Source organism: Tetragenococcus halophilus subsp. halophilus DSM 20339 (genome assembly GCF_003841405.1).
GTDB classification, from domain to species: Bacteria; Bacillota; Bacilli; order Lactobacillales; family Enterococcaceae; genus Tetragenococcus; species Tetragenococcus halophilus.
This window is the reverse complement of the sequence record NZ_PXYA01000002.1, coordinates 368,958-391,817: the sequence shown is the minus strand read 5'-3', so window position 1 is coordinate 391,817 and position 22,860 is coordinate 368,958. Positions and strand designations below refer to the sequence as shown.

24 protein-coding genes and 1 tRNA gene are annotated in these 22,860 nt (G+C 36.5%); 22 read left to right on the top strand and 3 right to left on the bottom strand.

Going from position 1 to position 22,860, the window contains the following annotated elements; all coding sequences use genetic code 11:
• Window positions 1-72 precede the first annotated feature (72 nt).
• The 10 genes from C7K42_RS07575 to upp all read left to right on the top strand — a co-directional run bounded on the left by C7K42_RS07575 (window position 73) and on the right by upp (window position 9,174).
• Window positions 73-489 carry an Hsp20 family protein gene (locus C7K42_RS07575; RefSeq protein WP_014123556.1) on the top strand — a complete coding sequence of 139 codons (417 nt, stop codon included), beginning with the start codon at window positions 73-75 and terminating at the stop codon, window positions 487-489.
• A gap of 266 nt (window positions 490-755) precedes the next feature.
• Window positions 756-2,078 carry an IS1380 family transposase gene (locus C7K42_RS07570; protein ID WP_014123528.1) on the top strand — a complete coding sequence of 441 codons (1,323 nt, stop codon included), beginning with the start codon at window positions 756-758 and terminating at the stop codon, window positions 2,076-2,078.
• A 388-nt stretch (window positions 2,079-2,466) separates the two neighbouring features.
• Complete coding sequence (locus C7K42_RS07565; RefSeq protein WP_014123557.1) at window positions 2,467-2,874, top strand: GNAT family N-acetyltransferase; 408 nt, start codon at window positions 2,467-2,469, stop codon at window positions 2,872-2,874.
• Window positions 2,875-2,876: 2 nt separating this feature from the next.
• A complete protein-coding gene (locus C7K42_RS07560) occupies window positions 2,877-3,272 on the top strand; it encodes a GNAT family N-acetyltransferase (RefSeq protein WP_014123558.1) in 396 nt (131 codons plus the stop codon).
• A 148-nt stretch (window positions 3,273-3,420) separates the two neighbouring features.
• A complete protein-coding gene (locus C7K42_RS07555) occupies window positions 3,421-3,993 on the top strand; it encodes a thymidine kinase (protein WP_014123559.1) in 573 nt (190 codons plus the stop codon).
• Window positions 3,994-4,006: 13 nt separating this feature from the next.
• Window positions 4,007-5,083 (top strand): peptide chain release factor 1, encoded by a 1,077-nt coding sequence (gene prfA, locus C7K42_RS07550; RefSeq protein WP_014123560.1) that lies wholly within the window; start codon window positions 4,007-4,009, stop codon window positions 5,081-5,083.
• Entirely contained in the window at window positions 5,076-5,918 is an 843-nt protein-coding gene (gene prmC / locus C7K42_RS07545; RefSeq protein WP_014123561.1) for a peptide chain release factor N(5)-glutamine methyltransferase, read from the top strand. Before prfA ends, prmC begins: the two co-directional genes overlap by 8 nt.
• Window positions 5,919-6,119: 201 nt before the next feature.
• A complete protein-coding gene (locus C7K42_RS07540) occupies window positions 6,120-7,154 on the top strand; it encodes an L-threonylcarbamoyladenylate synthase (protein WP_082786912.1) in 1,035 nt (344 codons plus the stop codon).
• Window positions 7,155-7,214: 60 nt separating this feature from the next.
• Entirely contained in the window at window positions 7,215-8,456 is a 1,242-nt protein-coding gene (gene glyA, locus C7K42_RS07535) for a serine hydroxymethyltransferase (RefSeq protein ID WP_014123563.1), read from the top strand.
• Between the two features lie 88 nt (window positions 8,457-8,544).
• Window positions 8,545-9,174: a uracil phosphoribosyltransferase gene (upp, locus tag C7K42_RS07530; RefSeq protein WP_069028544.1), complete on the top strand. Its 630-nt coding sequence runs from the start codon at window positions 8,545-8,547 to the stop codon at window positions 9,172-9,174.
• Window positions 9,175-9,208: 34 nt separating this feature from the next.
• Here upp and C7K42_RS07525 read toward each other — a convergent pair whose 3' ends face one another.
• Complete coding sequence (locus C7K42_RS07525) at window positions 9,209-9,451, bottom strand: hypothetical protein (RefSeq protein WP_014123565.1); 243 nt, start codon at window positions 9,449-9,451, stop codon at window positions 9,209-9,211.
• A gap of 117 nt (window positions 9,452-9,568) precedes the next feature.
• On the opposite strand from C7K42_RS07525, the gene C7K42_RS07520 reads away from it, so the two are divergent.
• The 4 genes from C7K42_RS07520 (at window position 9,569) to C7K42_RS07505 (ending at window position 11,744) form a co-directional block, all read left to right on the top strand.
• Window positions 9,569-9,641 (top strand) — tRNA-Thr (locus C7K42_RS07520).
• A 210-nt stretch (window positions 9,642-9,851) separates the two neighbouring features.
• Window positions 9,852-11,030 (top strand): FtsW/RodA/SpoVE family cell cycle protein, encoded by a 1,179-nt coding sequence (locus tag C7K42_RS07515; protein ID WP_103083498.1) that lies wholly within the window; start codon window positions 9,852-9,854, stop codon window positions 11,028-11,030.
• 19 nt (window positions 11,031-11,049) lie between these two features.
• Window positions 11,050-11,424 (top strand): arsenate reductase family protein, encoded by a 375-nt coding sequence (locus C7K42_RS07510; protein WP_103099782.1) that lies wholly within the window; start codon window positions 11,050-11,052, stop codon window positions 11,422-11,424.
• Window positions 11,406-11,744, top strand: coding sequence for a glycine cleavage system H family protein (locus C7K42_RS07505; RefSeq protein WP_103099783.1), 339 nt, complete (start codon window positions 11,406-11,408; stop codon window positions 11,742-11,744). Before C7K42_RS07510 ends, C7K42_RS07505 begins: the two co-directional genes overlap by 19 nt.
• 56 nt (window positions 11,745-11,800) lie before the next feature.
• Here C7K42_RS07505 and C7K42_RS07500 read toward each other — a convergent pair whose 3' ends face one another.
• On the bottom strand, window positions 11,801-12,427 hold the full coding sequence (locus C7K42_RS07500; protein WP_103099784.1) for a 50S ribosomal protein L25/general stress protein Ctc: 627 nt from the start codon (window positions 12,425-12,427) through the stop codon (window positions 11,801-11,803).
• A 468-nt stretch (window positions 12,428-12,895) separates the two neighbouring features.
• On the opposite strand from C7K42_RS07500, the gene udk reads away from it, so the two are divergent.
• From udk to acpS, 8 genes are all read left to right on the top strand, one after another.
• Window positions 12,896-13,522, top strand: coding sequence for a uridine kinase (udk, locus tag C7K42_RS07495; RefSeq protein WP_041591738.1), 627 nt, complete (start codon window positions 12,896-12,898; stop codon window positions 13,520-13,522).
• A gap of 559 nt (window positions 13,523-14,081) precedes the next feature.
• Window positions 14,082-14,741: a TraX family protein gene (locus C7K42_RS07490; RefSeq protein ID WP_256729016.1), complete on the top strand. Its 660-nt coding sequence runs from the start codon at window positions 14,082-14,084 to the stop codon at window positions 14,739-14,741.
• A 14-nt stretch (window positions 14,742-14,755) separates the two neighbouring features.
• Window positions 14,756-15,946, top strand: a complete 1,191-nt coding sequence (locus C7K42_RS07485) for an SH3 domain-containing protein (protein ID WP_094244029.1) — start codon at window positions 14,756-14,758, stop codon at window positions 15,944-15,946.
• 41 nt (window positions 15,947-15,987) lie between these two features.
• Window positions 15,988-16,440 carry a YaiI/YqxD family protein gene (locus C7K42_RS07480; RefSeq protein WP_014123573.1) on the top strand — a complete coding sequence of 151 codons (453 nt, stop codon included), beginning with the start codon at window positions 15,988-15,990 and terminating at the stop codon, window positions 16,438-16,440.
• 98 nt (window positions 16,441-16,538) lie between these two features.
• The gene (locus tag C7K42_RS07475) at window positions 16,539-17,603 is read left to right on the top strand and encodes a D-alanine--D-alanine ligase (RefSeq protein ID WP_014123574.1); all 1,065 of its coding nucleotides are present in this window, start codon (window positions 16,539-16,541) and stop codon (window positions 17,601-17,603) included.
• A gap of 180 nt (window positions 17,604-17,783) precedes the next feature.
• Complete coding sequence (locus tag C7K42_RS07470; protein ID WP_103091840.1) at window positions 17,784-19,127, top strand: UDP-N-acetylmuramoyl-tripeptide--D-alanyl-D-alanine ligase; 1,344 nt, start codon at window positions 17,784-17,786, stop codon at window positions 19,125-19,127.
• A 341-nt stretch (window positions 19,128-19,468) separates the two neighbouring features.
• Window positions 19,469-20,986, top strand: coding sequence for a degradosome RNA helicase CshA (gene cshA / locus C7K42_RS07465; RefSeq protein ID WP_170157603.1), 1,518 nt, complete (start codon window positions 19,469-19,471; stop codon window positions 20,984-20,986).
• 118 nt (window positions 20,987-21,104) lie between these two features.
• Window positions 21,105-21,455 (top strand): holo-ACP synthase, encoded by a 351-nt coding sequence (gene acpS, locus C7K42_RS07460; protein WP_103092126.1) that lies wholly within the window; start codon window positions 21,105-21,107, stop codon window positions 21,453-21,455.
• A 123-nt stretch (window positions 21,456-21,578) separates the two neighbouring features.
• Here acpS and C7K42_RS07455 read toward each other — a convergent pair whose 3' ends face one another.
• Entirely contained in the window at window positions 21,579-22,790 is a 1,212-nt protein-coding gene (locus tag C7K42_RS07455) for an IS110 family RNA-guided transposase (RefSeq protein WP_103092127.1), read from the bottom strand.
• Between the last annotated feature and the right edge of the window lie 70 nt (window positions 22,791-22,860).

Here is a 22,860-nt window from a genome sequence, read left to right as displayed (position 1 = left end):
TTGAAAAATCCCGTTTTACAAAAGAAACTGCCAATTCTTTTGTAATAAAGAAAAAGAAAGGAAGGATTATTTATGGCAAACTTAATGTCAAGAAACAATGATCTTATGAACATGAGAGATGACTTTTTCGATAATTTCTTCTCAAACTTTATGGGAAACGATAATTTTCAAGTCGATATCAAGGAAAAAGATAATAACTATGAAGTAACAGCAGACCTACCAGGATTTGATAAGTCAGATTTGAATGTTACCTATGACGATGATATTTTGACAATTGAAGCAAGTCGTAATGATGTAAGTGAAGATAAAGATGAAGAAGGCAATTTCCTACGTCGAGAACGTAGTAGCAGTTCTTTCCGTCGTCAATTTATGTTAAAAGGAATTGATGAAGATAAAATCGATGCTTCATTTAAAGATGGTGTCTTGAATTTGGAATTACCAAAAGCACCAGGCAAAGATGAAGATAAAAAGAAAATTGATATTAAATAATTGAATATCAGTAATGAAAGTTAACGCTGAAAGAAGAGAACACACGAAGGCTTTTGCACTAGTCTTCACGTGTTCTCTTTTTTATTTAATACAAGTTCTTGAAAATATTATACCTGAATGATTTATAAATTTTTCCAAGAATGATTCAATCCTTGGTATGCTCATTTTTCTAAAAGTTTAGTTGCTTCACCTTTTGGGTGTACAAAAAGAACGCACTTCGTGTTATTGTAAAGTCGACAAAACATAACAATAAGGAGTGCGTTCTTATGTCTTTCACTTTACAACAAAAACCATTAATGTTCAATTCTCAAAAGAAAATTTCTATCGCCAATGATGGGGGCGCCTTAACCAATGATGCCGGAATGGTATTGGTTGCCGAATTTTTAAAGAAGATTCATTTTGATCAGTTATTAAATGAACGGATTTATATCAACGATGGCCGCAAATTTTCACATCATTCCTGGCTAGAAATCTTGAAACAATGGCTTTATCAATTGATTGCGGGATATTCACGCGATCGAGACGCCAATAAAGTGCAATACGATCGCCTCTTTCAAGAAGCGCTTCAACAAGAAAACCTTAGTTCGCAGTCCATGCTTTCGACCTTTCTGCATACATTAACGACAGAAAATGTGTCGCAACTTTCACAAGTAGCCAAAGACTTAGCGGATCTATGGTTAGACCATGACAATACACAACACTTAGTGCTCGATTTTGATTCGACGGCTTGTCCCACCTACGGGGAACAAGAAGAAGCCGAGTTTATCTATCACTATGGCATCAATGGCTATCATCCGTTTGTCACTTTTGAAGGATTGACCGGGCTTGCTTTAGATGTTCGCCATCGTCACGGAAAATCCTATACGTCTACCCATGCCGAAGATTATCTCGAGGAGATGTTAGATCGATATCAGCAGCGATCCAGTGATCCTCTGATCATGGTTCGTGGAGATAGCGGATTTGCCAAGCCCGAAATTTTTTCCCATTGCGAAGACCGTCAAGTCCGTTATGTGATCAAACTCAAAAGCAACGCCCGTTTGCTCGACCACATTCAACATCAAGTCCTTTATCAAGATGACACCGATTATACGAAAACCGAACAGCAATATTTTCTAATGGACTATCGGGCTAACAAATGGCGACAATCACGTCGAGTCGCCATGAAAGCCACTCGTCTTGCCGGGTCCTTACTTTTTAGCGATTTTCAGTTTATCGTTACAAACTTTGAGAATCTCGATCCCAAGACGATTTTTCAACTCTATCAAAAACGAGGGAACATGGAAAACTTCATTAAAGAAATGAAAGGCGGCTTCTTTGCCGAAAAAACAGATAGCGCTTCGTTTACCGCCAATCAAGCGCGTTTAGCCTTAAGTTTTATGGCTTACAACATTATTCACTTGATGAAGCATCTAACCTTTCCTTCGACAGAAAAAGCGACAGTGATCGATACCATCCGTTTTAAACTGTTTCATATAGCAGGCAGAATGACGGCGCATGCACGACAAATTCAAATCCATCTTTCGAATACGAATGTTTATGACACTTTATTCTGGGACGTTCTTGCCAGAATCCAGCGACTGAATCTATAAAAATGAGAAAAAAAGAAGAAAAAATAGCGTCTTGATTTTCGCCTTAAAGACATTCTAGGAAGAAGTATGTTCACTTTTAGATATAGAAAGTTGTCCAGCACCGTCATTTGCCAAAAAAGGCAAAGAAATGATTCAATAACATCAAAAAGACGCTTTCATTCGGCACGAAAGTTATCCACAAGCTTTTTAGAAATCATCCAGGTTATAGCAAGTTTTATAAAAATTTGGCTGAAGTTTTTTATTTTTTAGCGTATAGTAGTCAAATAAAGGAAAATGTAGGCGTATAAATAAAGAGGTATCTGGGAAATTATGTTTTTGACGGGACATCTCAAATTGGGTAACTGCTAGCAGTTAATTGTTATTAACAATATAGGGAGAGTTGAATAAAATGAAAGAAAACAATGTTGAAATCAAAGTAAATGAATCTTTATCAGTAGAAGAAGTGGCGGCTGTTTATAAAGAAACTGCCTTTGATAAGCCGCTTGAAGATAAGAATAGGTTGCAAGAGATGATAAATCATACGCCTTTAGTTTTTAGTGCGTGGCGCAATGGGATTTTGTTAGGTTTTGCGCGTTGCTTAACAGATTTTGAGTACTTTTGTTACTTAAGTGACATTTTAATTTTACCAGCTTACCAAAAGCAAGGAATTGGAAAAATTTTGGTCGATGAGATGAAACAATACCTAGGTAGCAAAACGACAATTTCCTTAAGGGCAGATGAAAAAGCTTTGGGTTTTTATAAGCAACTCGATTTTCAGCCCACAGATAAGATGTATCGCATACATAGGGAGGGCTAGCGATGATAGAAATTCGAGATAAGGAAAAAATTACGGTAGAAGACTTGATAGAAATTTTTGCTCATTCGGGAATTAAGCGACCGGTTTACGATCAAGCAAGGATTAAACGAATGTTAGATAATGCTAATATTTTGTATACTGCTTGGGATAATGCTAAATTAGTAGGTGTACTCCGTGGTGTTTCTGACATGTCTTACTGTACGTTTGTATCAGATTTAGCTGTTTTAAAAAGCTATCAAGAACAAGGCGTTGGTACTAAATTATTGTCTACATTGCGAAAAAATCAGGGAAAAAATATTTCAATTGTTTTAATATCGGCAGTTAGTGCAAGTTCTTTTTACTCTAAAGTAGGTTTTGAACAAGTAGAAAATGCATTTAAAAAACAAAGACGTTATTAATTAAGATATAGCTGGTTATAATATAAGAAAGTAAAAGGGGAGCACAGTGCTCTTCCTTTTTGTTTAGTTAAATTTCAAAAGGCTAGGGCTGTAAAAATCATTTGTTTTCAAGTATACTTTTAGTGGGAAGTATACGGAGGATGAGAAGATGGCACAACTATTTTTTAAGTACGGCGCGATGAACAGTGGCAAATCAATTGAGATCTTAAAAGTTGCTCATAACTATGAAGAACAAGAAAAACCAGTTGTTTTGATGACAAGCGGCTTAGATACACGGGCAGGTGTTGGGCAAATTTCTAGCCGAATTGGCTTAGAAGAAAAAGCACTGCCGATATTTGAAGAAACAAATGTTTACGAGCTTATTGTGCAACTGGAACCCAGACCGTACTGTATATTGATCGATGAATCGCAATTTTTAAAAAAACATCACGTTTTAGAATTTATGAGGATTGTAGATGAATTAAAGATTCCAGTGATGGCCTTTGGATTAAAAAACGATTTTCGTAACGAATTATTTGAAGGCTCTAAATATTTATTATTATACGCGGATAAAATCGAAGAGATGAAGACGATTTGCTGGTTTTGTCATAAAAAGGCAATCATGAATTTACATTTTATAGATGGAAAGCCAGTATATGAAGGAGAGCAAGTACAAATTGGGGGAAATGATGCATATTATCCTGTTTGTCGTCATCATTATTTTCACCCAGAAATCGAGTAAAGGAGAATGTTAAGTGTATTACGATCAATTACAAAAGATTGAAGATCGCTATCAGGAATTAGGCGAATTAATGAGCGATCCAGATGTGATCGCAGACACCAATCGTTTCATGAAGCTGTCTAAAGAAGAAGCGGATTTACGTGAAACAGTAGAGGTTTATCAACGCTACAAGAAAGTAGAAGAAGATATTAGCGAAGACGAAGAAATGTTAAGCGAAAATTTGGATGAAGAAATGACTGATTTAGCCAAAGAAGAATTAGCAGAGTTAAAAAAAGAAGAAGCAGAACTACAAGAACAAATCAAAATTCTGTTATTACCTAAAGATCCTAATGATAATAAAAATATTATTATGGAAATTAGAGGGGCAGCTGGCGGCGATGAAGCCGCACTTTTTGCTGGCGATTTATTTGATATGTATCAACGCTATGCAGAATCACAAGGTTGGAAAGTAGAAGTGATGGATGCTAGTATTACCGGTATTGGTGGCTATAAGGAAGTCATTATGATGATCACTGGTAATAAAGTGTATTCGAAATTAAAGTATGAAAGCGGCGCTCACCGTGTACAACGTGTGCCAGAAACTGAATCACAAGGCCGCGTGCATACTTCAACTGCAACAGTGGTTGTGATGCCAGAAGCTGAGGAAGTGGAGTTAGATATAGATGATAAGGATATTCGCACGGATATTTATCATGCTTCCGGTGCAGGCGGACAGCACGTCAATAAAACGGCATCTGCTGTACGCTTAACACATATTCCAACAGGTATTGTGGTAGCGATGCAAGATGAACGCTCGCAAATTAAAAACCGCGAAAAAGCAATGAAAGTTTTGCGTGCACGTCTTTATGATAAGTATGAACAAGAAGCTCAAAATGAGTACGATGCCAATAGGAGATCAGCGATCGGATCTGGCGATCGTTCCGAGCGTATTCGTACGTATAATTTCCCGCAAAATCGAGTGACTGATCATAGAATCAATTTGACTGTTCAACAATTAGATAAAATTTTAGATGGGGACTTAGAAGAAATTATCGAGGCTTTAATTTTATATGACCAAACTTCGAAATTGGAAGAGTTGCAAAATGAGTAAACAAACGTATCAAGAAGTCCTGAATTGGGCTTCTTCTTTTTTAGAAAATCATGGTAAAGAAGGTTATGCGATTTTCTATGTGTTTTTAGCTCGTAAAAAATGGACAAAAACAGATTGGTTGTCACACATGAAAGACAAAATAACACAAAAAGAATACGATCAATTACAAATTGACCTAGAGCAGTTGCTAAACGATTATCCCCCACAATATTTACTTGGTTATGAAGAATTTTATGGACGAAGTTTCAAAGTCAATTCTAATACATTGATCCCACGTCCAGAGACAGAAGAATTAGTTGAATGGTGTTTACAAAACACTGTTAAGCAAAAAGAAGAAGCACTCCAGGTAGTGGATGTAGGTACTGGCACTGGAGCTATTGCGGCTACTTTAAAATTAGAACGACCTGCATGGCAGATAAGCGCTGTGGATATTTCAAAAAACGCTTTGGAAGTAGCACAGGTGAATAGCGATTTGCTTGAAGCAAAAGTAGAATTTTACCTAGGTAATACCTTGGAGCCTATCAAACACTCTATCGATATTCTGATTGCCAATCCGCCTTATATTAGCCAAGACGAATGGTCATTGATGGATACAAGTGTTCAACGTTATGAGCCTTCCATCGCTTTATTTGCTGAAAATGAGGGCTTAGCTGTTTATCAAAAAATTGCTGAACAAGCGCAAGAAAAGCTCACTAAAAAAGGAAAAATATTTTTAGAAATTGGTTTTAATCAAGGAGGGAAAGTAGAAGAAATTTTTCAAAGGAGTTTTCCGCAAAAAACAATTCAGCGGAAAAAAGATTTATCAGGAAATGAACGAATGTTACTTGTGCACTAGTTATCCACAAGTTTGTGGGTAACTAGTGATTCTATAAAAATTATTTCGGAAAAAAGGCGAATAATACAGAAATTATAGCTATTTTCAAGTTATAAACAGATAAATACACAATAAGATGTCACTTTTTCCACAGATTGTGTATAACTTAACCGGAATTGTTGATAACTTGGTGTTGATAAAAAGAAAGGGTGTGGATAAACTGTGGAAATAAAAGAAACAAAACATTGGACAGTTGATGAGATAGGTGAAGCGGCGCAAAAGTTGAAAAAAGGTGGCTTAGTAGCTTTTCCAACTGAGACTGTTTATGGTTTAGGCGCAAATGCAATGAATTCAGACGCAGTTTCTGGCGTATTTGATGTTAAAGGAAGACCTCATGACAATCCGTTGATTGTCCATGTGAATAGTTTTGAACAGGTAAAAGATTATGTCGTTGCGTTGCATCCTTATGCGCAAAAATTAGCTGATACTTACTGGCCAGGTCCGCTGACTTTAATTTGTCAAACAAAAACAGATTTATTTGCCAAAGAAGTCTCTGCAGGTTTACCCTCGGTTTCTTTCCGCATGCCAGATAACGAGGCTACTTTAATGTTACTCAAAAAAGCAGGCGTTCCCGCGGTAGGACCTAGTGCTAATACCTCGGGCAAACCTAGTCCTACAACTTATGAACATGTTTATCATGATTTACAGGGCAAAATTGATGGAATTTTAGATGATGGTGCAACAAAAATTGGGGTGGAATCGACGGTAATTGATGTTAGTGACCCTGAGCAAAATCCAATGATTTTACGTCCGGGCGCTATTACTAAAGAACAAATCCAACAAGACCTAGGGATTGAGGTTAGCTATGATAAGCATCTATTAGAAACTTCTGAGACACCTAAATCACCGGGAATGAAGTATAAACATTATTCACCCGATACAAAAGTTCTAATGGTAAAAAAACAAGATTGGCCAGCTGCTGTTCACTGGGTAAAAGAAAATAATCTATGTGCAGGAGTGCTGGCTGGACCAAGAATATGTGATGAAGTTCGCGCAAATACAGCAGCTACTTTTTCTTATAGTGATGATAGTATGCTAGCAGCTACTAGAGGTTTATATGCGGGCATGCGTGCATTAGATGAAGGACAATTATCTTTAGATGTTATTTTGGTCGCTGTTTTGCCTGAAGAAGGTTTAGGCCTAGCTTATATGAATCGCTTAAAAAAAGCTGCTGCTCAAAAGTATTTTGAAGGTTAAAAGATTTCTTAATTTTCCTGTGATACAATATTGTAAGAAAGTAAAAGGGGTGTTCTTGATATGGCTATAAAAGATTTTGATTTTGAGATCGGCACTGCAATTGAAAACGAAACTAGGCGTCAGCAAGATAATCTGGAATTGATTGCCTCAGAAAACATTGTTTCCAAAACGGTAATGCAAGCTCAAGGAAGTATTTTAACGAATAAATATGCAGAAGGGTATCCCGGACGTCGTTATTACGGTGGTTGTGAATTTATAGATGTCGTTGAAAATTTAGCGATTGAACGGGCGAAAAAACTATTTGGTGCCGAGTTTGCTAATGTTCAACCACACTCTGGTTCGCAGGCCAATACCGCGGCTTATTTGTCATTGATTGAAGAAGGAGATACTGTTTTAGGAATGGATCTATCTGCAGGTGGGCATTTAACACATGGATCACCGGTAAATTTCAGTGGTAAAACTTATCATTTTGTTAGTTACGGTGTTGATCCGACAACTGAAATTATTGATATTGAAGATGTTCGCACTTTAGCGCATAAATATCAGCCTAAACTGATTGTTGCTGGAGCCAGTGCCTATTCTCGTTATATTGACTTTGCGGCTTTTAAAGAAATTGCGGACGAAGTGGGTGCCAAATTGATGGTGGATATGGCTCATATTGCTGGTTTAGTTGCTAGTGGGCTTCATCCTAATCCGATTCCTTATGCTGATATTACGACGACTACCACACACAAAACATTACGAGGACCTCGTGGTGGTATGATTTTAACAAACGATGAAGCACTTGCAAAAAAAGTCAATAGTAATGTATTTCCTGGTATTCAAGGAGGACCTTTAGAACATGTAATTGCAGGAAAAGCTGTTGCATTTAATGAAGCACTGGATGATAATTTTAAAGCATACAGTCAACAGGTACTAAATAATGCTAAGGCAATGGAAGCCGAATTTAACCAAGCTGCAAAAACACGTTTAGTGTCTGGTGCAACAGAAAATCATTTACTTTTAATTGATGTGACCGACTATGGTATGACAGGAAAAGAGGCTGAGCAGCTTTTAGATTCTGTGCATATTACAGTAAATAAAAATGCCATTCCTTTTGAAAAATTGAGTCCTTTTAAAACAAGTGGTATACGTATAGGGACACCTGCCATCACTAGTCGTGGTTTTAAAGAAAAAGAAGCGGCGGAAGTCGCTCGTTTGATTATAAAAGTTTTAGAAAATAACAAAGATCAGGCAGTGCTTAATGAGGTCAAAGAAGCTGTTGCAAAACTGACTGAAGCTCATCCAATTTATACGCATTAAGTTGTATATTAAAGGCAATTTCTTTTGATGCATTGCTTGTATACTGCTTTTAGATTACAATAGAGAAAAAATAAAGGGGCCTTAAAAAATGGGAAAATTTCAAGTAATGGAACATCCATTAATTCAACATAAGTTAACAATTATACGGGAGAAAAACTGTGGTACAAAAGTTTTTCGAGAAGTTGTTGATGAACTTGCAATGTTGATGGCTTACGAGATTTCTCGTGATATGCCAACTGAAAATGTTGAAATTGAAACACCAATTGAACTATCAACGCAAAAAACATTAGCTGGTAAGAAAGTGGCTATTATTCCAATTTTGCGTGCAGGTTTGGGTATGGTAGATGGTATTTTACAACTTATCCCAGCGGCTAAAGTAGGGCATGTTGGTTTGTATCGGGACGAAGAAACATTAGAAACTCATGAGTATTTTGTCAAAATGCCAGAAGATATCGATAGTCGCCAACTATTGGTGGTTGATCCTATGCTTGCCACAGGAGGATCAGCGATTATGGCGATTGACTCTTTGAAAAAACGTGGTGCTTCTAATATTAAATTTGTTTGTATCGTTTCTGCTCCGGAAGGGGTTAAAGCCTTACAAGAAGCTCATCCGGATATAGATATTTACACAGCTGCTTTAGATGATCATTTAAATGAAGATGGTTATATTGTTCCAGGATTAGGTGATGCGGGAGATCGTTTATTCGGTACGAAATAGCAATAAAAAAGAAGCTGGAATTCCAGCTTCTTTTTTATTGATCTGTTGGTTCCATCTGTTTGTAGTTAATGATAATGACACCGTTCTTTTCGGAGATCAACTCCTGATTGGAACTTGTTTCATCAATGGCAATAACGGCTGAGTTTTTCAGTTGCTTTGTAATTGTGCCTGTTTCCGGCTGATTATGTACTTGAAATTTTACGTGCTCGTTAACTGAGAATTCTTTGCCTACTTCTGATGGGTCAATAGACGAATCAAACTTACCAAATGCTGCCATATATAAAACCTCCTTATATTTATTGTAACATAATTTTTGGAAATTTTCAGATAACATAATTTTAAAAAATTAGCTTTACAAACAGTAAAAAATTCCTTATAATTTCATATGTATTTTGCCAGCTTAGCTCAGTTGGTAGAGCAACGCACTCGTAACGCGTAGGTCGCAGGTTCAAGTCCTGTTGCTGGCATTTAAATTATGCGATAGACACTGTTATATCAGCGTTTATCGCTTTTTTTGTACCAAAAAAGTGCTAAATGCTTTTTTATTTTTAATAAAAGTGAAAAGTCATCTTTAAAATAAATTCTAAACTTTTTTTGAATGTCTGGGTACAAAGCTTTCTTTTATCACTGTTTACCTCTATAATGAAGAAAGTAATTTTTATGAAAAGAGAGAGCAGATGGAAAAAAGGAACCTTTTTAAAAATGACAATAAAATCGATTATGGCGTAATTCTACCAGTATTTTTATTATGTTTGGTTGGCTTAGCTTCTTTATATGTTGCTTCCTACCACGATCCGATATCAAATAGCAATCCTTGGAATGACGTATTTCAACAGTTGCTTTGGTATGCTGTAGGAGTAATTGCAGTAATAATTATTATGCATATCAAGCCTAGACAGCTTTGGACAATAACTAAATATGCGTATGCAGCGGGTTTAGCTGTCATGGCATTATTGGTGCAATTTTATGATGAAGACATGCAAAGAGCCACAGGGTCTAAAAACTGGTTTAGTCTAGGTCCTATTACAGTACAGCCGGCTGAATTGATGAAAATTGCTATGATTTTGATGTTAGCAATGGTGGTTACTAAACATAATGCTTCCTATCAACAACGTACTTTAAAATCAGACGGTATATTGATCGGAAAAATGCTAGCAGTTGTAGCTCCTGTATTATTTTTAATTATGTTACAAGATGATTTTGGCTCAATGTTAGTCTTTCTAGCTATTTTTGGCGGTATATTTTTGATGTCTGGTATTTCATGGCGGATTATCATACCTGTAATTGTAGTCTTTTTAGTGATCAGTGTAGGTACGATTGCCCTTGTAGTAAGTGACGGGGGTCGAGAATTTCTGTCTGATATTGGTTTGTTTTCTCAATACCAATTTGCGCGAATAGATTCTTGGCTAGATCCGTTTCATGATGTTCAAGGAGACTCTATGCAAGTAGCTTCTGCCATGATGGCGATTGGTTCGGGTGGTTTATTTGGTAAAGGATTTAATACTAGTGAAATCGCTGTGCAAGTGCGTGAATCTGATATGATCTTTTCTGTTATTGGAGAAAATTTTGGCTTTATCGGAAGCGCGTTTGTTGTCTTATTGTATTTTATTTTAATCTATCGAATGATTCGTGTTTGCTTTGATACAAATAATGAATTTTATTCTTATCTGGCAACCGGAATTATTATGATGATTTTATTCCATGTGTTTGAAAATATTGGAGCAAATATTGGACTATTGCCTTTAACGGGGATTCCGCTTCCATTTATCAGTCAAGGGGGCTCTGCACTTTTGAGCAATATGGTAGGTGTAGGCTTGATTTTAGCGATGCGTTATCAGGCAACAAATGAAGCTTAAGAAAGCAGGAGGTTAACTATTGTTAACGTTGTATGGGTATCCTAAATGTAGTCGTTGTAAAAATGCAAAAAAATGGTTAGAAGCACAAGGTAAAGAAGTTACATTTGTGGATATGATTAAAGAAGTCCCCTCTAAAGAACAACTAGAGAAGTGGATGAGAGAAAGCGGTTTGTCCCTTCGTCAATTTTTTAATACAAGTGGGCAAAAATACCGGGCTTTAGGCTTGAAAGATAAGATAGATGGGTATACACTTGAAGAAGCTTGCCAGGTGCTGTCAACAGACGGTATGCTGATCAAGCGTCCGATTTTAGTAAAAGATAACCATTTCTTAGCGATCGGATTTAATGAGAATGATTATGAAGGAGTATTTACATTATGGAAAAGCAATGTCTAAAAAAAGTTGATAATTTGTGGGTGCTGTTTAACGGAAAAGAATACGTTATAGGTTTGACAAATGAAGCGCAAGATGAACTAGGAAATATTACATTTGCTACTTTTCCTAAAGCAGGCCAAAACTATGCAAAAGGTGATACCTTGGTTGAAATTGAAGCAGAAAAAGCAACAAGCGCTCTTACTAGCCCTTTATCAGGAACGGTTTCTTCTATCAATGAAAAAGCAGATGAAAATGTAGATGTGTTAAATGACGAAGACGAAATGAATGCTTGGATTCTTAGTTTAAAAGATGTCGAACAATCTGAATTTGATAATTTATAATAATTAAAGTAAAAAGCTCTTGAAATCAATATTAGATTTCAAGAGCTTTATTATTTTTATTCTTCAGAATCTTCGTCGCTTTCACCGATAACTTCTGGTTCAGCTTTTTCCGTTTCTTCTTCTGGTTCTTCTTCAACTTCTGGTTCGTTAATCGAAGCTATTTGTTCTTCCGGATCATTAACAATCGTATAATCTTTTGCGACCGGAATATCACTGATATTAATAGAATCACCGATTTCTAGATTAGAAATATCTACTTCGATGTTTTCAGGTAGTTTGTCTGGTGTAGCTGAAACATTAGCACTGTATAATGTTTGAGTAAGAACACCACCAGCTTTTACTCCGCTAGCTTCGCCGACAAGGTTGATTTCTGCTTCAACTTCTTGTTCTTCTGTCATGTTTACAGATAGGAATTCAACATGGATAAGATCTTGAGTAAATGTATCTGCTGAATAGTCTTGAACTAAAGTATTCACTTTTTTACCATCGATATTCATTGTAATAACTGAGTTTAGTCCATTTTCACGCAATACTCTATCTAGTTCTTGCGCATTAACAGAAATTGGTGTACTTTCGATTTGATAACCATTAACGATTGCAGGTATTCTGCCTTCATGACGCAATTTATTTCTGATTGAACGTGGACGTACAGCTCTTTTTTCTACTTCTAATGCAACTGCCATAACTTATTTTTCCTCCTAAATTTTGTGTTAAACAATATTTTTCAAGCAAATATTGGTTACTCAAATACTGAGATGATAATACATGATCGATAAGTTATATAAAAAGGGGCAACTGAATACACAGCTACCCCTCAGACAATCTTTCATAACTTTCTCCACCAGGTCTTAACGCTGTGTGTAGTGAGAAACTCTATTTACTTATGTTATTACTTTAAAAGAAAATTCTAAATAAGTCAAATAATTGATTAGTATTGTAATTTCAAACGATTTATTATTAAATATGGAAAGTAAAAGCGATTTGGCTTTCCATGTTTGAAGACTTAGAGAGTGTTTATTGACGTGATTTCACAATTAGCGTACGATATTCTTTAGTAAAGATACAAGGGTACAGTTTGGGTCAACGGTTTAAATTACAAGAATAGCGAATTCTTATAGATTTTATAAAAAGAAACGAAAGAAGGCAGCATGATGACAGAACATAAACCGATTATTATTGGCGTTACAGGTGGCTCTGGTAGCGGGAAAACAAGCGTTAGTCATGCGATTTTAAATCATTTTCCAAACCATTCAATTATGATGCTTGAACATGATTCTTACTACAAGGATCAGAGTGACCTTCCTTTTGAAGAAAGGTTAAAGACCAATTACGATCATCCATTTGCGTTTGATACAGATTTATTCATTGAGCACTTACATAAGTTATTGAATTACGAAGCAGTGGAAAAACCGGTTTATGATTACGTAGCACATACGCGCAGTGAGCAAGTTGAAATTCAAGAGCCAAAAGAAGTTATTATTTTAGAAGGGATTTTGATTTTAGCAGATGAACGTTTGCGTAATATGATGGATATCAAGGTTTATGTGGATACTGATGATGATATTCGAATTATTCGACGCATTAAACGCGATATAGAAGAAAGAGGACGAACACTGGATTCGGTGATCAACCAGTATTTAACTGTCGTTAAACCGATGTATCATCAGTTTATTGAGCCAACGAAACGCTATGCTGATGTCGTGGTACCAGAAGGTGGCCAGAACCACGTGGCTATTGATCTTATCAATACAAAAATTGATACGTTTTTAGGAAATTAATTGGTGATTTGTCGTTTTTTATGGTAAAATGTATTATGCGATGAGCCGAGAAGCCGACATTTGTCGGTACCTCAAACAGCGGCATAAGAGTATACGCTCACCTGCCGGATTGCAGGATGCCGGGTAAATGTTTTTGTGGAAAGACATTTCCTACTAAATAAGTACTGTAAAAGACTGTTGTTTAGCTATCTAAGCTGTAACAACGGTCTTTTTTTATGCTTAAAAACGTCTGCAATTTATTGCTGAAATAATTTAAAGACTTGAATAAGGTTGGTACTACAAGGAAGGTAATTTTTTCCTGAACTCATAATTTATAGAAAGATTGTCATAAATTTAATCTTTTGAAAAAAACATTTAATATTAAGAAAAAGCATTCATATGATACTATATTCAAAAATAGGTATTGTTGGACGACTTTGTCACCTTATTTTTGTGAATATGTAAAAAGTAGATTTTTTGAACAATAAAATAATTGTACTAGCAAGTTCATCATGGAAAAAGAAAGGGTGTCTCTTTGGAAATTACCTACAAGCCTTCGTAAAATGCGAATGCATTAAAGATTATAGCCGTAATGGCCATGATCGTCGACCATACTACATTTTGGTTAGTGCCCAGTGACACATTGTTCTATGTTATTTTGCGTATGATTGGCAGACTTGCAGCGCCTATTATGTGTTATTTAATTTCAGAAGGTTACTTTCATACGTCAAATAAGAAAAAATATCTAAAAAGATTATTTATTTTTGCCTTAATTTCTCATTATCCTTATATTTTATATTTCAATTTGACCTCTTTTCAGACAACAAGTATTATTTGGGGCTTGTTCGCTGGCTTTTTAGCATTATCAATTAGTCAATCAAAGGTAATGCCTCTGGGATTGAAGGTCTTTTTTATTTTGCTTTGTTGTTTAATGTCATGGACAGCGGACTGGAATTATATTAGTGTGTTATGGATTTTAGCTTTTGGCCTTTTTAGAAATAATTTTTCTTTACAAATGACAAGCTTTATTTTGGTTGGCATACTCTTTTATGTTTTACCAGATTTTTCAATCCTTGATCCTAATTCTATTTTTCGTTTAGGAATCTTATTGACACTTCCGCTTTTTACAATGTATGACGGGACGTTAGGGAAAAAGTCTTTTCTAATGAAGTGGAGCTTTTATATTATCTATCCAGGTCATCTTCTGATTTTATACGTATTAAGATATTATATCTTTTGAGGAGGTATTAGAAATTGAAAAGAAATAAAAAAATCATCTTAGGATTAATGCTAGTTATCATGGTGGCTGCAGCTATTAGTTTTCTTATTTTTAATAATGTAGTTAATCCTTCGACAGATCAAACCGAAACTTCCACATTTGCTAATAATTCCTCAGAAGAAGCAAGTTCCACGACAGACACTTCCCAAGAGTCTTCGAGTGAAGAACCTGCTCAGCAAGAAGAAAATCCTTATGAGGGCGAGTTTGAACTTCCTGTCAAAAACGCTTCAGGGTTTGCTCCAATTGATTTAGATGTAAAGAGTGAAGCAGACGATGATGCCAAAACACAAGAAACACTTACACCTGGGACAGCTTTTCGTATCTTACAAGAAGAAGGAGACTGGTGGGAAGTTGAAAGCGATGAAGCAAAAGGATGGGTACAACATCAGTACGCTTTTATCAATTTACCTGACGTGGTGCCTTCAGCGGTTTATAATAATACTAATACTTATTCGTCTTTATATCGGTCTTCAGGTATAGACATTCCTGAGGTTACGAATACTTCTTTATATGATGGTAAAGCTGATAATGAAAGATTGCAAAAAGAAGAATTTGTCATACCTGTTTTATATACAACTGCTAAAAAAATAAACGATGCTCAATCTCAAGCTTTAGAAAACGATGAAAGTTTACTTATTTACGAAACTTATCGCCCGCATAATGCACAGAAAAAGGTATATGATCAACTGACAGAATTAGCGGATGAAAATTCAACAGTAAAAGCTGGAGCTGATACTGCACCGTGGGAAATGTTCTGGTTTATTCATGACGATGTATCTAACCATCAAAAAGGCTATGCTATTGACGTCAGTTTAGCACAGATTGATGAACAAGAAACTGAATTTTATGGTGATTATTCTGTAGATGTAGTGAAAGGTTATACCGAATATGATATGCCTTCGCCTATGCATGAACTTAGTGTGGCTTCTGCTGTTTTTACAGCTCCAGTCACGGCATTGGATCCTGATGCTTGGAAAGAGGCAGAGCTACGTTCTGAAATGAATCAAGCAGCGCTGTCACTACAAGACTACTTTGTCAATGCAGGTATGACACCACTAGCTTCTGAATGGTGGCATTTCAACGATCTTGAGGCTAAGGATCAGGTAGAAGATCATGAAAGTGATGGAGAATACAGCATTACAGATGTACTTAGTAGCCAACCGTAGTATTAAAAGTTATAAAAAAGAAAGTAAAGGATGCACTAGTAATGCGACTGATTATTGATGGAGACGGTTCTCCTGTGAAAGAAGAAGTCATTTACTTAGGGGAAAAGTTTCAATTAACTGTTTTGATCGTGACAAGCATAGATCATTATACGAATAAGGAAGAACCTCCCTTTGTTCATTTTGTTTATGTCGACAAAGGCGCAGATCGGGCGGACTATGAGATTATTAAATTGGTAGAACCTAATGATATTGTGATCACACAAGACTATGGTTTGGCTTCTTTAGCACTGCCTAAAGGCGCTCGTGTATTTCATCATTCTGGCGAAGAATATAAAAAAGAAACGATCGATATTTTATTAAATAAACGATATATGAGTGCCCAGATGCGTAAGGCAGGCAAAAAAACTAAAGGACCCAAAGCTTTTACACAAAAAGACCGTGAACATTTTTTTGCGGTGTTGGATGAAGCCTTAAAAAAAGAACTGAGTCGGTAAAAAGAGGATATGAAAAAAATATGTTCGCTTTCTACATTTTGTGCTAAAATATATAAGAAATAACTTAAAAGTGATACTCAAATACAGGAGGAAAAGCCTTGAGAATTATTTTATTATACGGAGGACAAAGTGCAGAACACGACGTGTCGATCCTTTCAGCTTTTTCTGTACTCAATGCAGTTTATTATAACTATTACCAAGTCCAATTAGTTTATATCACAAAAGATGGTCAATGGGTCAAAGGTCCGTTGCTTAACGAAAAGCCAGAGTCAGAAGAAGTACTCCATCTTCATTGGCAAAACGAGGGAGACACTGCTCAAGTTATCCAAGCTTGTCAAATTAAAGAAGATAATGCTATTGTACTGCCTATTCTTCATGGACCAAATGGTGAAGACGGGACGATTCAAGGCTTCCTTGAAACAATTGATATGCCTTATGTTGGCGCAGGAGTCATGACTAGCGCAAGCAGTATGGATAAAATCACAACCAAATATATTTTACATGCAGTAGATATTCCGCAGGTACCTTATGTTCCTGTGTTGAAAAATCAGTGGAAAGAAAATCCTAAAAAAGTTTTTGAGCAATGTGAAGGAACATTGCTTTATCCAATGTTTGTTAAACCAGCTAATATGGGTTCTAGTGTTGGGATATCAGAAGCTCATAATCGAGAAGAACTGCAAGAAGCTTTGATTGAAGCTTACCGTTATGATTCACGTGTAGTGATTGAGCAAAGTATAGAAGCACGTGAGATTGAAGTGGCTATCTTGGGTAATGAAGATGTACGAACAACATTACCAGGTGAAATTGTTAAAGATGTGGCGTTTTATGATTATAATTCTAAATATATTGATAACAATATAAAAATGCAGATTCCGGCAAAAATTCCTGAAGAGGTTCAAGAAAAAGCACGTCAATATGCCAAAAGAGCATATACAACTTTAGGAGGCAGTGGATTAAGTCGCTGTGACTTCTTTTTGACTAGTAAAAATGAACTGTTCTTAAATGAATTAAACACTATGCCTGGTTTTACACAATTTAGTATGTATCCTTCTTTGTGGGAAAAAACAGGGTTGCCTTATGGGGATTTGATTGAAGAGTTGATTCAGCTTGGTTTGAATCAGTACAATCAAAAGAAAAAATTACATGTCGATGTAGATGAATAAATGTAAAACAAGGCACACAAGTAACAATTTTGTAGTGCCTTGTTTTTGTATTGCTTTTTTATCTATCGATTGAAATTTTTAGCTTGATTAAAAATGATTTTAATTAATACCGTTTAGTGATATCAAGATGAACAAGACAAAGTAAAGAACTACGAATAACAATTATATTAAGGAGAACATATGGATCTAACGATTAAAGAAATTGCAGAAGTCTTGGGAAGCTCTCAAACTAGCGAACAAAAGATTACAAATGTTGAATTTGATAGTAGAAAAATAACCACAGGAGATCTCTTTGTTCCTTTAAAGGGAACACGAGATGGCCATGAGTTTGCTGCCTATGCCCAAGAAAGTGGCGCGATTGCTACACTTTGGAGTGAAGATGTATCTGAAGCACCAGCAGGTTTATTTGTATTTTTTGTGTCAGATACCAAAAAAGCTTTCCAAAAATTAGCTAGTTACTATCGACAAAAACTTGCGCCTAAAGTTCTGGCGATCACAGGAAGTAACGGCAAAACAACGACTAAAGATATGACAGAAGCAGTTTTGGCGCAAAAGTATCAAACGTATAAAACACAAGGAAATTATAATAACGAATTGGGTTTGCCTTATACGATTTTACACATGCCTGAAACAACAGAGATTTTAGTCTTGGAAATGGGAATGGATCACGCAGGTGATTTAACACTTCTTTCTCAGATAGGCCAGCCAGATGCAGCAGCGATTACTTTAATCGGTGAGGCTCATATTGAAAGCTTGGGCTCACGAGAAGGTATTGCAAAAGGCAAAATGGAAATTGCTGCTGGTTTAAAGAAAGACGGTGTATTGTTTATTCCTGTAGATGAACCTCTATTATCTCCACTTATTCGTCCTTTAAATCAAAAAGTAGTAACTTTTGGTTTAAAAGAAGGGATGGTTCAAGCTGAGGTATTAAATACTACAAAACAAAGTACAGAGTTTTCCATTGATGGAAAAAACTTTTTGATTCCTGTTATTGGAAGCTATAATGTCAAAAATGCCTTGGTTGCTTATAGTTTTGGCCATTATTTTGGCCTAAGTAATGAAGAAATCGCAGCGGGTCTAAAGAATTTTCATTTAACCAAAGATCGTACGCAATGGAGTAAAGCCGCTAACGGAGCGGATATCCTAAGCGATGTATATAATGCAAATCCCACAGCGATGGGGTTAGTGTTAGATAGCTTTGCTGAATTAACATTGCCAGGCAGAAAGATTGCTGTATTGGCAGATATGCTTGAATTAGGAAAAGATTCTAAACAAATGCATCGCCAAATGGCAAAACATATTGGTGATTCCTTGGCCGAAGTTTATCTATACGGTTCTGACATGGAGGCTTTATATCAGGTATTAAAAGATAGCAATAAAGATGTTTTTTATTTTACTGAGGATAGAAAAAAAGAAATGATAGAAGCTATCAAAAGAGATATTCAAGCGCAAGACTCGGTGCTTTTAAAAGGGAGTAATGGTATGGGATTGGCAGAAGTTATCACGGCTTTACAAGAAAAGTGAAATGAAGCTTGCAAACTTGCTGAAAGTTTCAAATTATGCTATACTAATGGACGTGCCGAAAGATGAAGTATATATTGAAATAACTGATAAACAACGCTACCTTTTATAGGTTAAAAATAGTAAAATTCGTCAGAATAAATTCAAATGAGGCTAAGACAAAAAAAGAGTATGTTTTGTCCTAGCCTTTTCTAATGCCTTCAAGAAGCGGTTTTTCGGTAGAAACGATGCTTTAAACCTTATTTGGGGACAGGTTTTAAGTGATCACAGAAAAAAGCAGACGCTTCACAAAAGTGAAAAGGAAAAAGTAATCTTTTTCATGTTTTTTAAAGAGGAGGATTTATTTGAAGTTTAAAGAATTAAATTTGTCACAAGAATTATTGGATGCTGTGACAAAAATCGGTTTTGAAGAAGCAACGCCGATACAAGCAGAAACAATTCCATTAGCGATGGAAGGAAAAGATGTCATTGGCCAAGCGCAAACAGGTACGGGGAAAACAGCTGCCTTTGGCTTGCCTATGTTAGACAAGATAGATGGTAAAAAGAAACAAATTCAAGGCTTGGTCATTGCACCTACACGGGAATTGGCAATTCAAACCCAAGAAGAGCTATTTCGTTTAGGAAAAGAGAAGAAAATTCGGGTACAAGCGGTTTATGGTGGAGCAGATATTGGCAGACAAATTCGTCAATTAAAAGATAATCCACAAATTGTTGTAGGAACGCCCGGACGGATGCTTGATCATATCAATCGTCGTACATTAAAACTTTCTACAGTTGAAACGTTGGTTCTAGATGAAGCAGATGAAATGTTGAATATGGGCTTTTTGGAAGATATTGAAAAAATTATTGCCCAAGTCCCTGAACAACGTCAAACATTGTTATTTTCAGCTACAATGCCTAAAGAAATTAAAAGTATTGGCGTAAAATTCATGAAAGATCCCCATCATGTTCGAATCAAAGCTAAAGAAATGACAGCCGATTCCATTGACCAATATTATGTAAAGGCAAAAGATTATGAGAAATTCGATATTATGACGCGTCTTTTTGACGTTCAATTGCCAGAACTAACACTTATTTTTGCCCGCACCAAACGCCGTGTTGACGAAATCGCACGTGGACTGGAAGCCCGTGGTTATAAAGCAGAAGGGATCCATGGAGATCTTTCTCAACAAAAACGGATGAATATTTTACAATCCTTTAAAAAGGGTCGTTTGGATATTTTAGTTGCAACTGATGTAGCCGCAAGAGGCTTAGACATTTCTGGGGTCACTCACGTGTATAATTATGACATTCCTCAAGACCCAGAAAGTTATGTGCACCGTATTGGAAGGACTGGCCGCGCTGGTAAAAGCGGGATGTCAGTGACTTTTGTAACGCCCAATGAAATGAATTATTTGCACGTTATTGAAAACTTAACGAAAAAACGTATGACATCTATGCGTCCACCTTCTGATAAAGAAGCGTTCAAAGGTCAAGTTTCTCAAGCGGTAGAATTAATTGACGAAAAGATGAACGAAAATGGCTTGGATAAATACACTAAAGATGCTAGTGAATTGTTGGAGCATTATTCAGCTCAAGATTTAGCAGCATTATTATTAAAGACGTTAGCTAAAGATCCTGCGGAATCAGTGCCAGTAAAAATCACACCAGAACGTCCGTTACCTAAGGGTAAATCAAATAAAGGACGTCGGAAGAATTACTCGCGCGACCGTAATAATAGTAATGGTAATCGGCGGAAAAATAATAATGATTACTATAAAAAGAATAATAAAAACCAAGGAAACAAAAATAGTTATCCTAAAAAAAGCCGACGTGGAAACGAAAAGAAACAAGATTTTGTGATTCGAAACGGTAAGGGTTAAGAAAAATGATTGAGAAATTTAAATTTCTCAATCATTTTTTTGTTTTCATATAAATATATATAGTTTTTCAAAAAAGTTTGATAAAATAAGTGTAAATTCTAAGAAAAGGGAAAATGAGATGATTTATGGTATTGGGCTAGACGTGGTCGAATTAGCACGTATTAAAACAATTATTAAAGAAAAACCAAAGTTGATTCAACGTATTTTGACTGAAAATGAACAACAATTATTTTCACAGCTATCCACCAAACGACAAGTTGAATTTTTAGGGGGACGTTATGCTTGTAAAGAAGCATTTTCTAAAGCTTGGGGTACTGGTATTGGAAAAATATCTTTTCAGGAAATGGAGGTTTTATCCAACGCGGTTGGAGCGCCAGTCGTCACTGCTTCACCGTTTGAGGGAACAGCGTTTGTTTCCATTACTCATACTGATGACTTAGCTTTGGCACAAATTATTTTGGAAACTTAGCCTGCAAATAAAAAGTCAATAGGAAATTAGACTTTTAGGCAAAAAGTTTTGTGCAGAAAATTAAGCAGCACAAATAGAACCATCGATTTTGCTGGTTTGAAAAGAGGAGGTATGTGAAAAAAATTACTGGGAAAGAGCATTTAAATATTCTTTGACTCTTCCGTAGTAAATGCGAAGGAACTTATTCGCCCCTGCCGTCATGTAAACATAATAGGGCTTCCCTTGGGCTCGCTTTTTATCCAGAAATTGATAGACGGCATCTTCTTGGGGTTGTGTCTTGATCAATACGTCCATGACTTGAAACAACGTTTTACGTAAGGTGGAAGAGCCTCTCTTAGAAGCACGGACTCCCTTTTGTTCATAGGCTCCCGATTGATTCACACCTGGATCAACGCCCGCAAATGCCGTGATGGCGCTTTTATGAGTAAATCGTGTCACATCTCCGATTTCAGCCATCAACTGAGGACCGAGAGAAGGGCCGACGCCTTTCATGGCCATGACGATCGTGTACTCTGGGAGCTTGGCTGCCGTTTCATTCATCAAGGTTCGGAGTCCCTCTACGGTGATGGAAGCCGTGTTTAATTGTTCGACCGCCTGCTTTACTAATTGGTGAGTCAAAGGGTCTTTAGGAAGTACAGGAACAAGCTTCTTAGCGCCTTCATAAATTTCTTTCGCTTTTGTTGGATTGAAGTTGTACTTCTTGCGTTGACACCAATTTTGGTAATGGTCGATAAAAGCCGGGAGCGTCTTTTGACGAACGCAGTCCACATGCCAGTAAGTCGTGACAAAATCTACCCACTTCTGGTGTCCGTTATTGCGAGCAGGACTACTAAAGTAGGCGTTGGCTCCTGGATAGGTTTGATCGAGGACCCCAATCAAGTTGTTTTTCATAGCGGTTTTATGCTTCATATAAAAGTCAAACTGTCGGTTCATGGTTTTTAATTGATTCCGTATTTCGTTCATAGGTCCATACTGTTTCAATTCTGGCCAACTGTCAAGAGCATAGCGGGCGATCTTTAATGCATCGGTCTTGTCTGACTTTACTTTACGAAGAGAGGGGGTTCGAAAATCTTTGATCAGTTTAGGATTAACGGGGCTGATAAAGAGGTGGGCTTGGGAAAGCTCGTGGACGAGGGGTTCATGATAACGCCCTGTATGTTCCAGAACGATACGCGTTTCTCCTGGAACGGATTGAATCTGTTCAATTAAAGAACGGATCTCATCGGAGGTGTGGTGAACTTCAAAGGGGGAAGAAACCACTTCTCCAAAGGGGCGAAGAATAGCTACCATGCTTTTACCCTTAGCGACGTCAATACCTACAGCGTTTCGATTCATAAATTCGTCACTCCTTTAAAAAAATTGCAATGGATAAAGACCCGTTTGACTCATTGCCTATTCAATCTAC

What these genes read in the sequence shown, in the direction of transcription:
- glyA (WP_014123563.1), top strand. Translation starts at nt 7,215, where the DNA reads ATGGCTATAAAAGATTTTGATTTTGAGATCGGCACTGCAATTGAAAAC.
- C7K42_RS07555 (WP_014123559.1), top strand. Translation starts at nt 3,421, where the DNA reads ATGGCACAACTATTTTTTAAGTACGGCGCGATGAACAGTGGCAAATCA.
- acpS (WP_103092126.1), top strand. Translation starts at nt 21,105, where the DNA reads ATGATTTATGGTATTGGGCTAGACGTGGTCGAATTAGCACGTATTAAA.
- C7K42_RS07525 (WP_014123565.1), bottom strand. Translation starts at nt 9,451, where the DNA reads ATGGCAGCATTTGGTAAGTTTGATTCGTCTATTGACCCATCAGAAGTA.
- udk (WP_041591738.1), top strand. Translation starts at nt 12,896, where the DNA reads ATGACAGAACATAAACCGATTATTATTGGCGTTACAGGTGGCTCTGGT.
- C7K42_RS07470 (WP_103091840.1), top strand. Translation starts at nt 17,784, where the DNA reads ATGGATCTAACGATTAAAGAAATTGCAGAAGTCTTGGGAAGCTCTCAA.
- upp (WP_069028544.1), top strand. Translation starts at nt 8,545, where the DNA reads ATGGGAAAATTTCAAGTAATGGAACATCCATTAATTCAACATAAGTTA.
- C7K42_RS07500 (WP_103099784.1), bottom strand. Translation starts at nt 12,427, where the DNA reads ATGGCAGTTGCATTAGAAGTAGAAAAAAGAGCTGTACGTCCACGTTCA.
- C7K42_RS07455 (WP_103092127.1), bottom strand. Translation starts at nt 22,790, where the DNA reads ATGAATCGAAACGCTGTAGGTATTGACGTCGCTAAGGGTAAAAGCATG.
- C7K42_RS07565 (WP_014123557.1), top strand. Translation starts at nt 2,467, where the DNA reads ATGAAAGAAAACAATGTTGAAATCAAAGTAAATGAATCTTTATCAGTA.
- C7K42_RS07505 (WP_103099783.1), top strand. Translation starts at nt 11,406, where the DNA reads ATGGAAAAGCAATGTCTAAAAAAAGTTGATAATTTGTGGGTGCTGTTT.
- C7K42_RS07560 (WP_014123558.1), top strand. Translation starts at nt 2,877, where the DNA reads ATGATAGAAATTCGAGATAAGGAAAAAATTACGGTAGAAGACTTGATA.
- prmC (WP_014123561.1), top strand. Translation starts at nt 5,076, where the DNA reads ATGAGTAAACAAACGTATCAAGAAGTCCTGAATTGGGCTTCTTCTTTT.
- C7K42_RS07575 (WP_014123556.1), top strand. Translation starts at nt 73, where the DNA reads ATGGCAAACTTAATGTCAAGAAACAATGATCTTATGAACATGAGAGAT.
- C7K42_RS07570 (WP_014123528.1), top strand. Translation starts at nt 756, where the DNA reads ATGTCTTTCACTTTACAACAAAAACCATTAATGTTCAATTCTCAAAAG.
- C7K42_RS07515 (WP_103083498.1), top strand. Translation starts at nt 9,852, where the DNA reads ATGGAAAAAAGGAACCTTTTTAAAAATGACAATAAAATCGATTATGGC.
- C7K42_RS07480 (WP_014123573.1), top strand. Translation starts at nt 15,988, where the DNA reads ATGCGACTGATTATTGATGGAGACGGTTCTCCTGTGAAAGAAGAAGTC.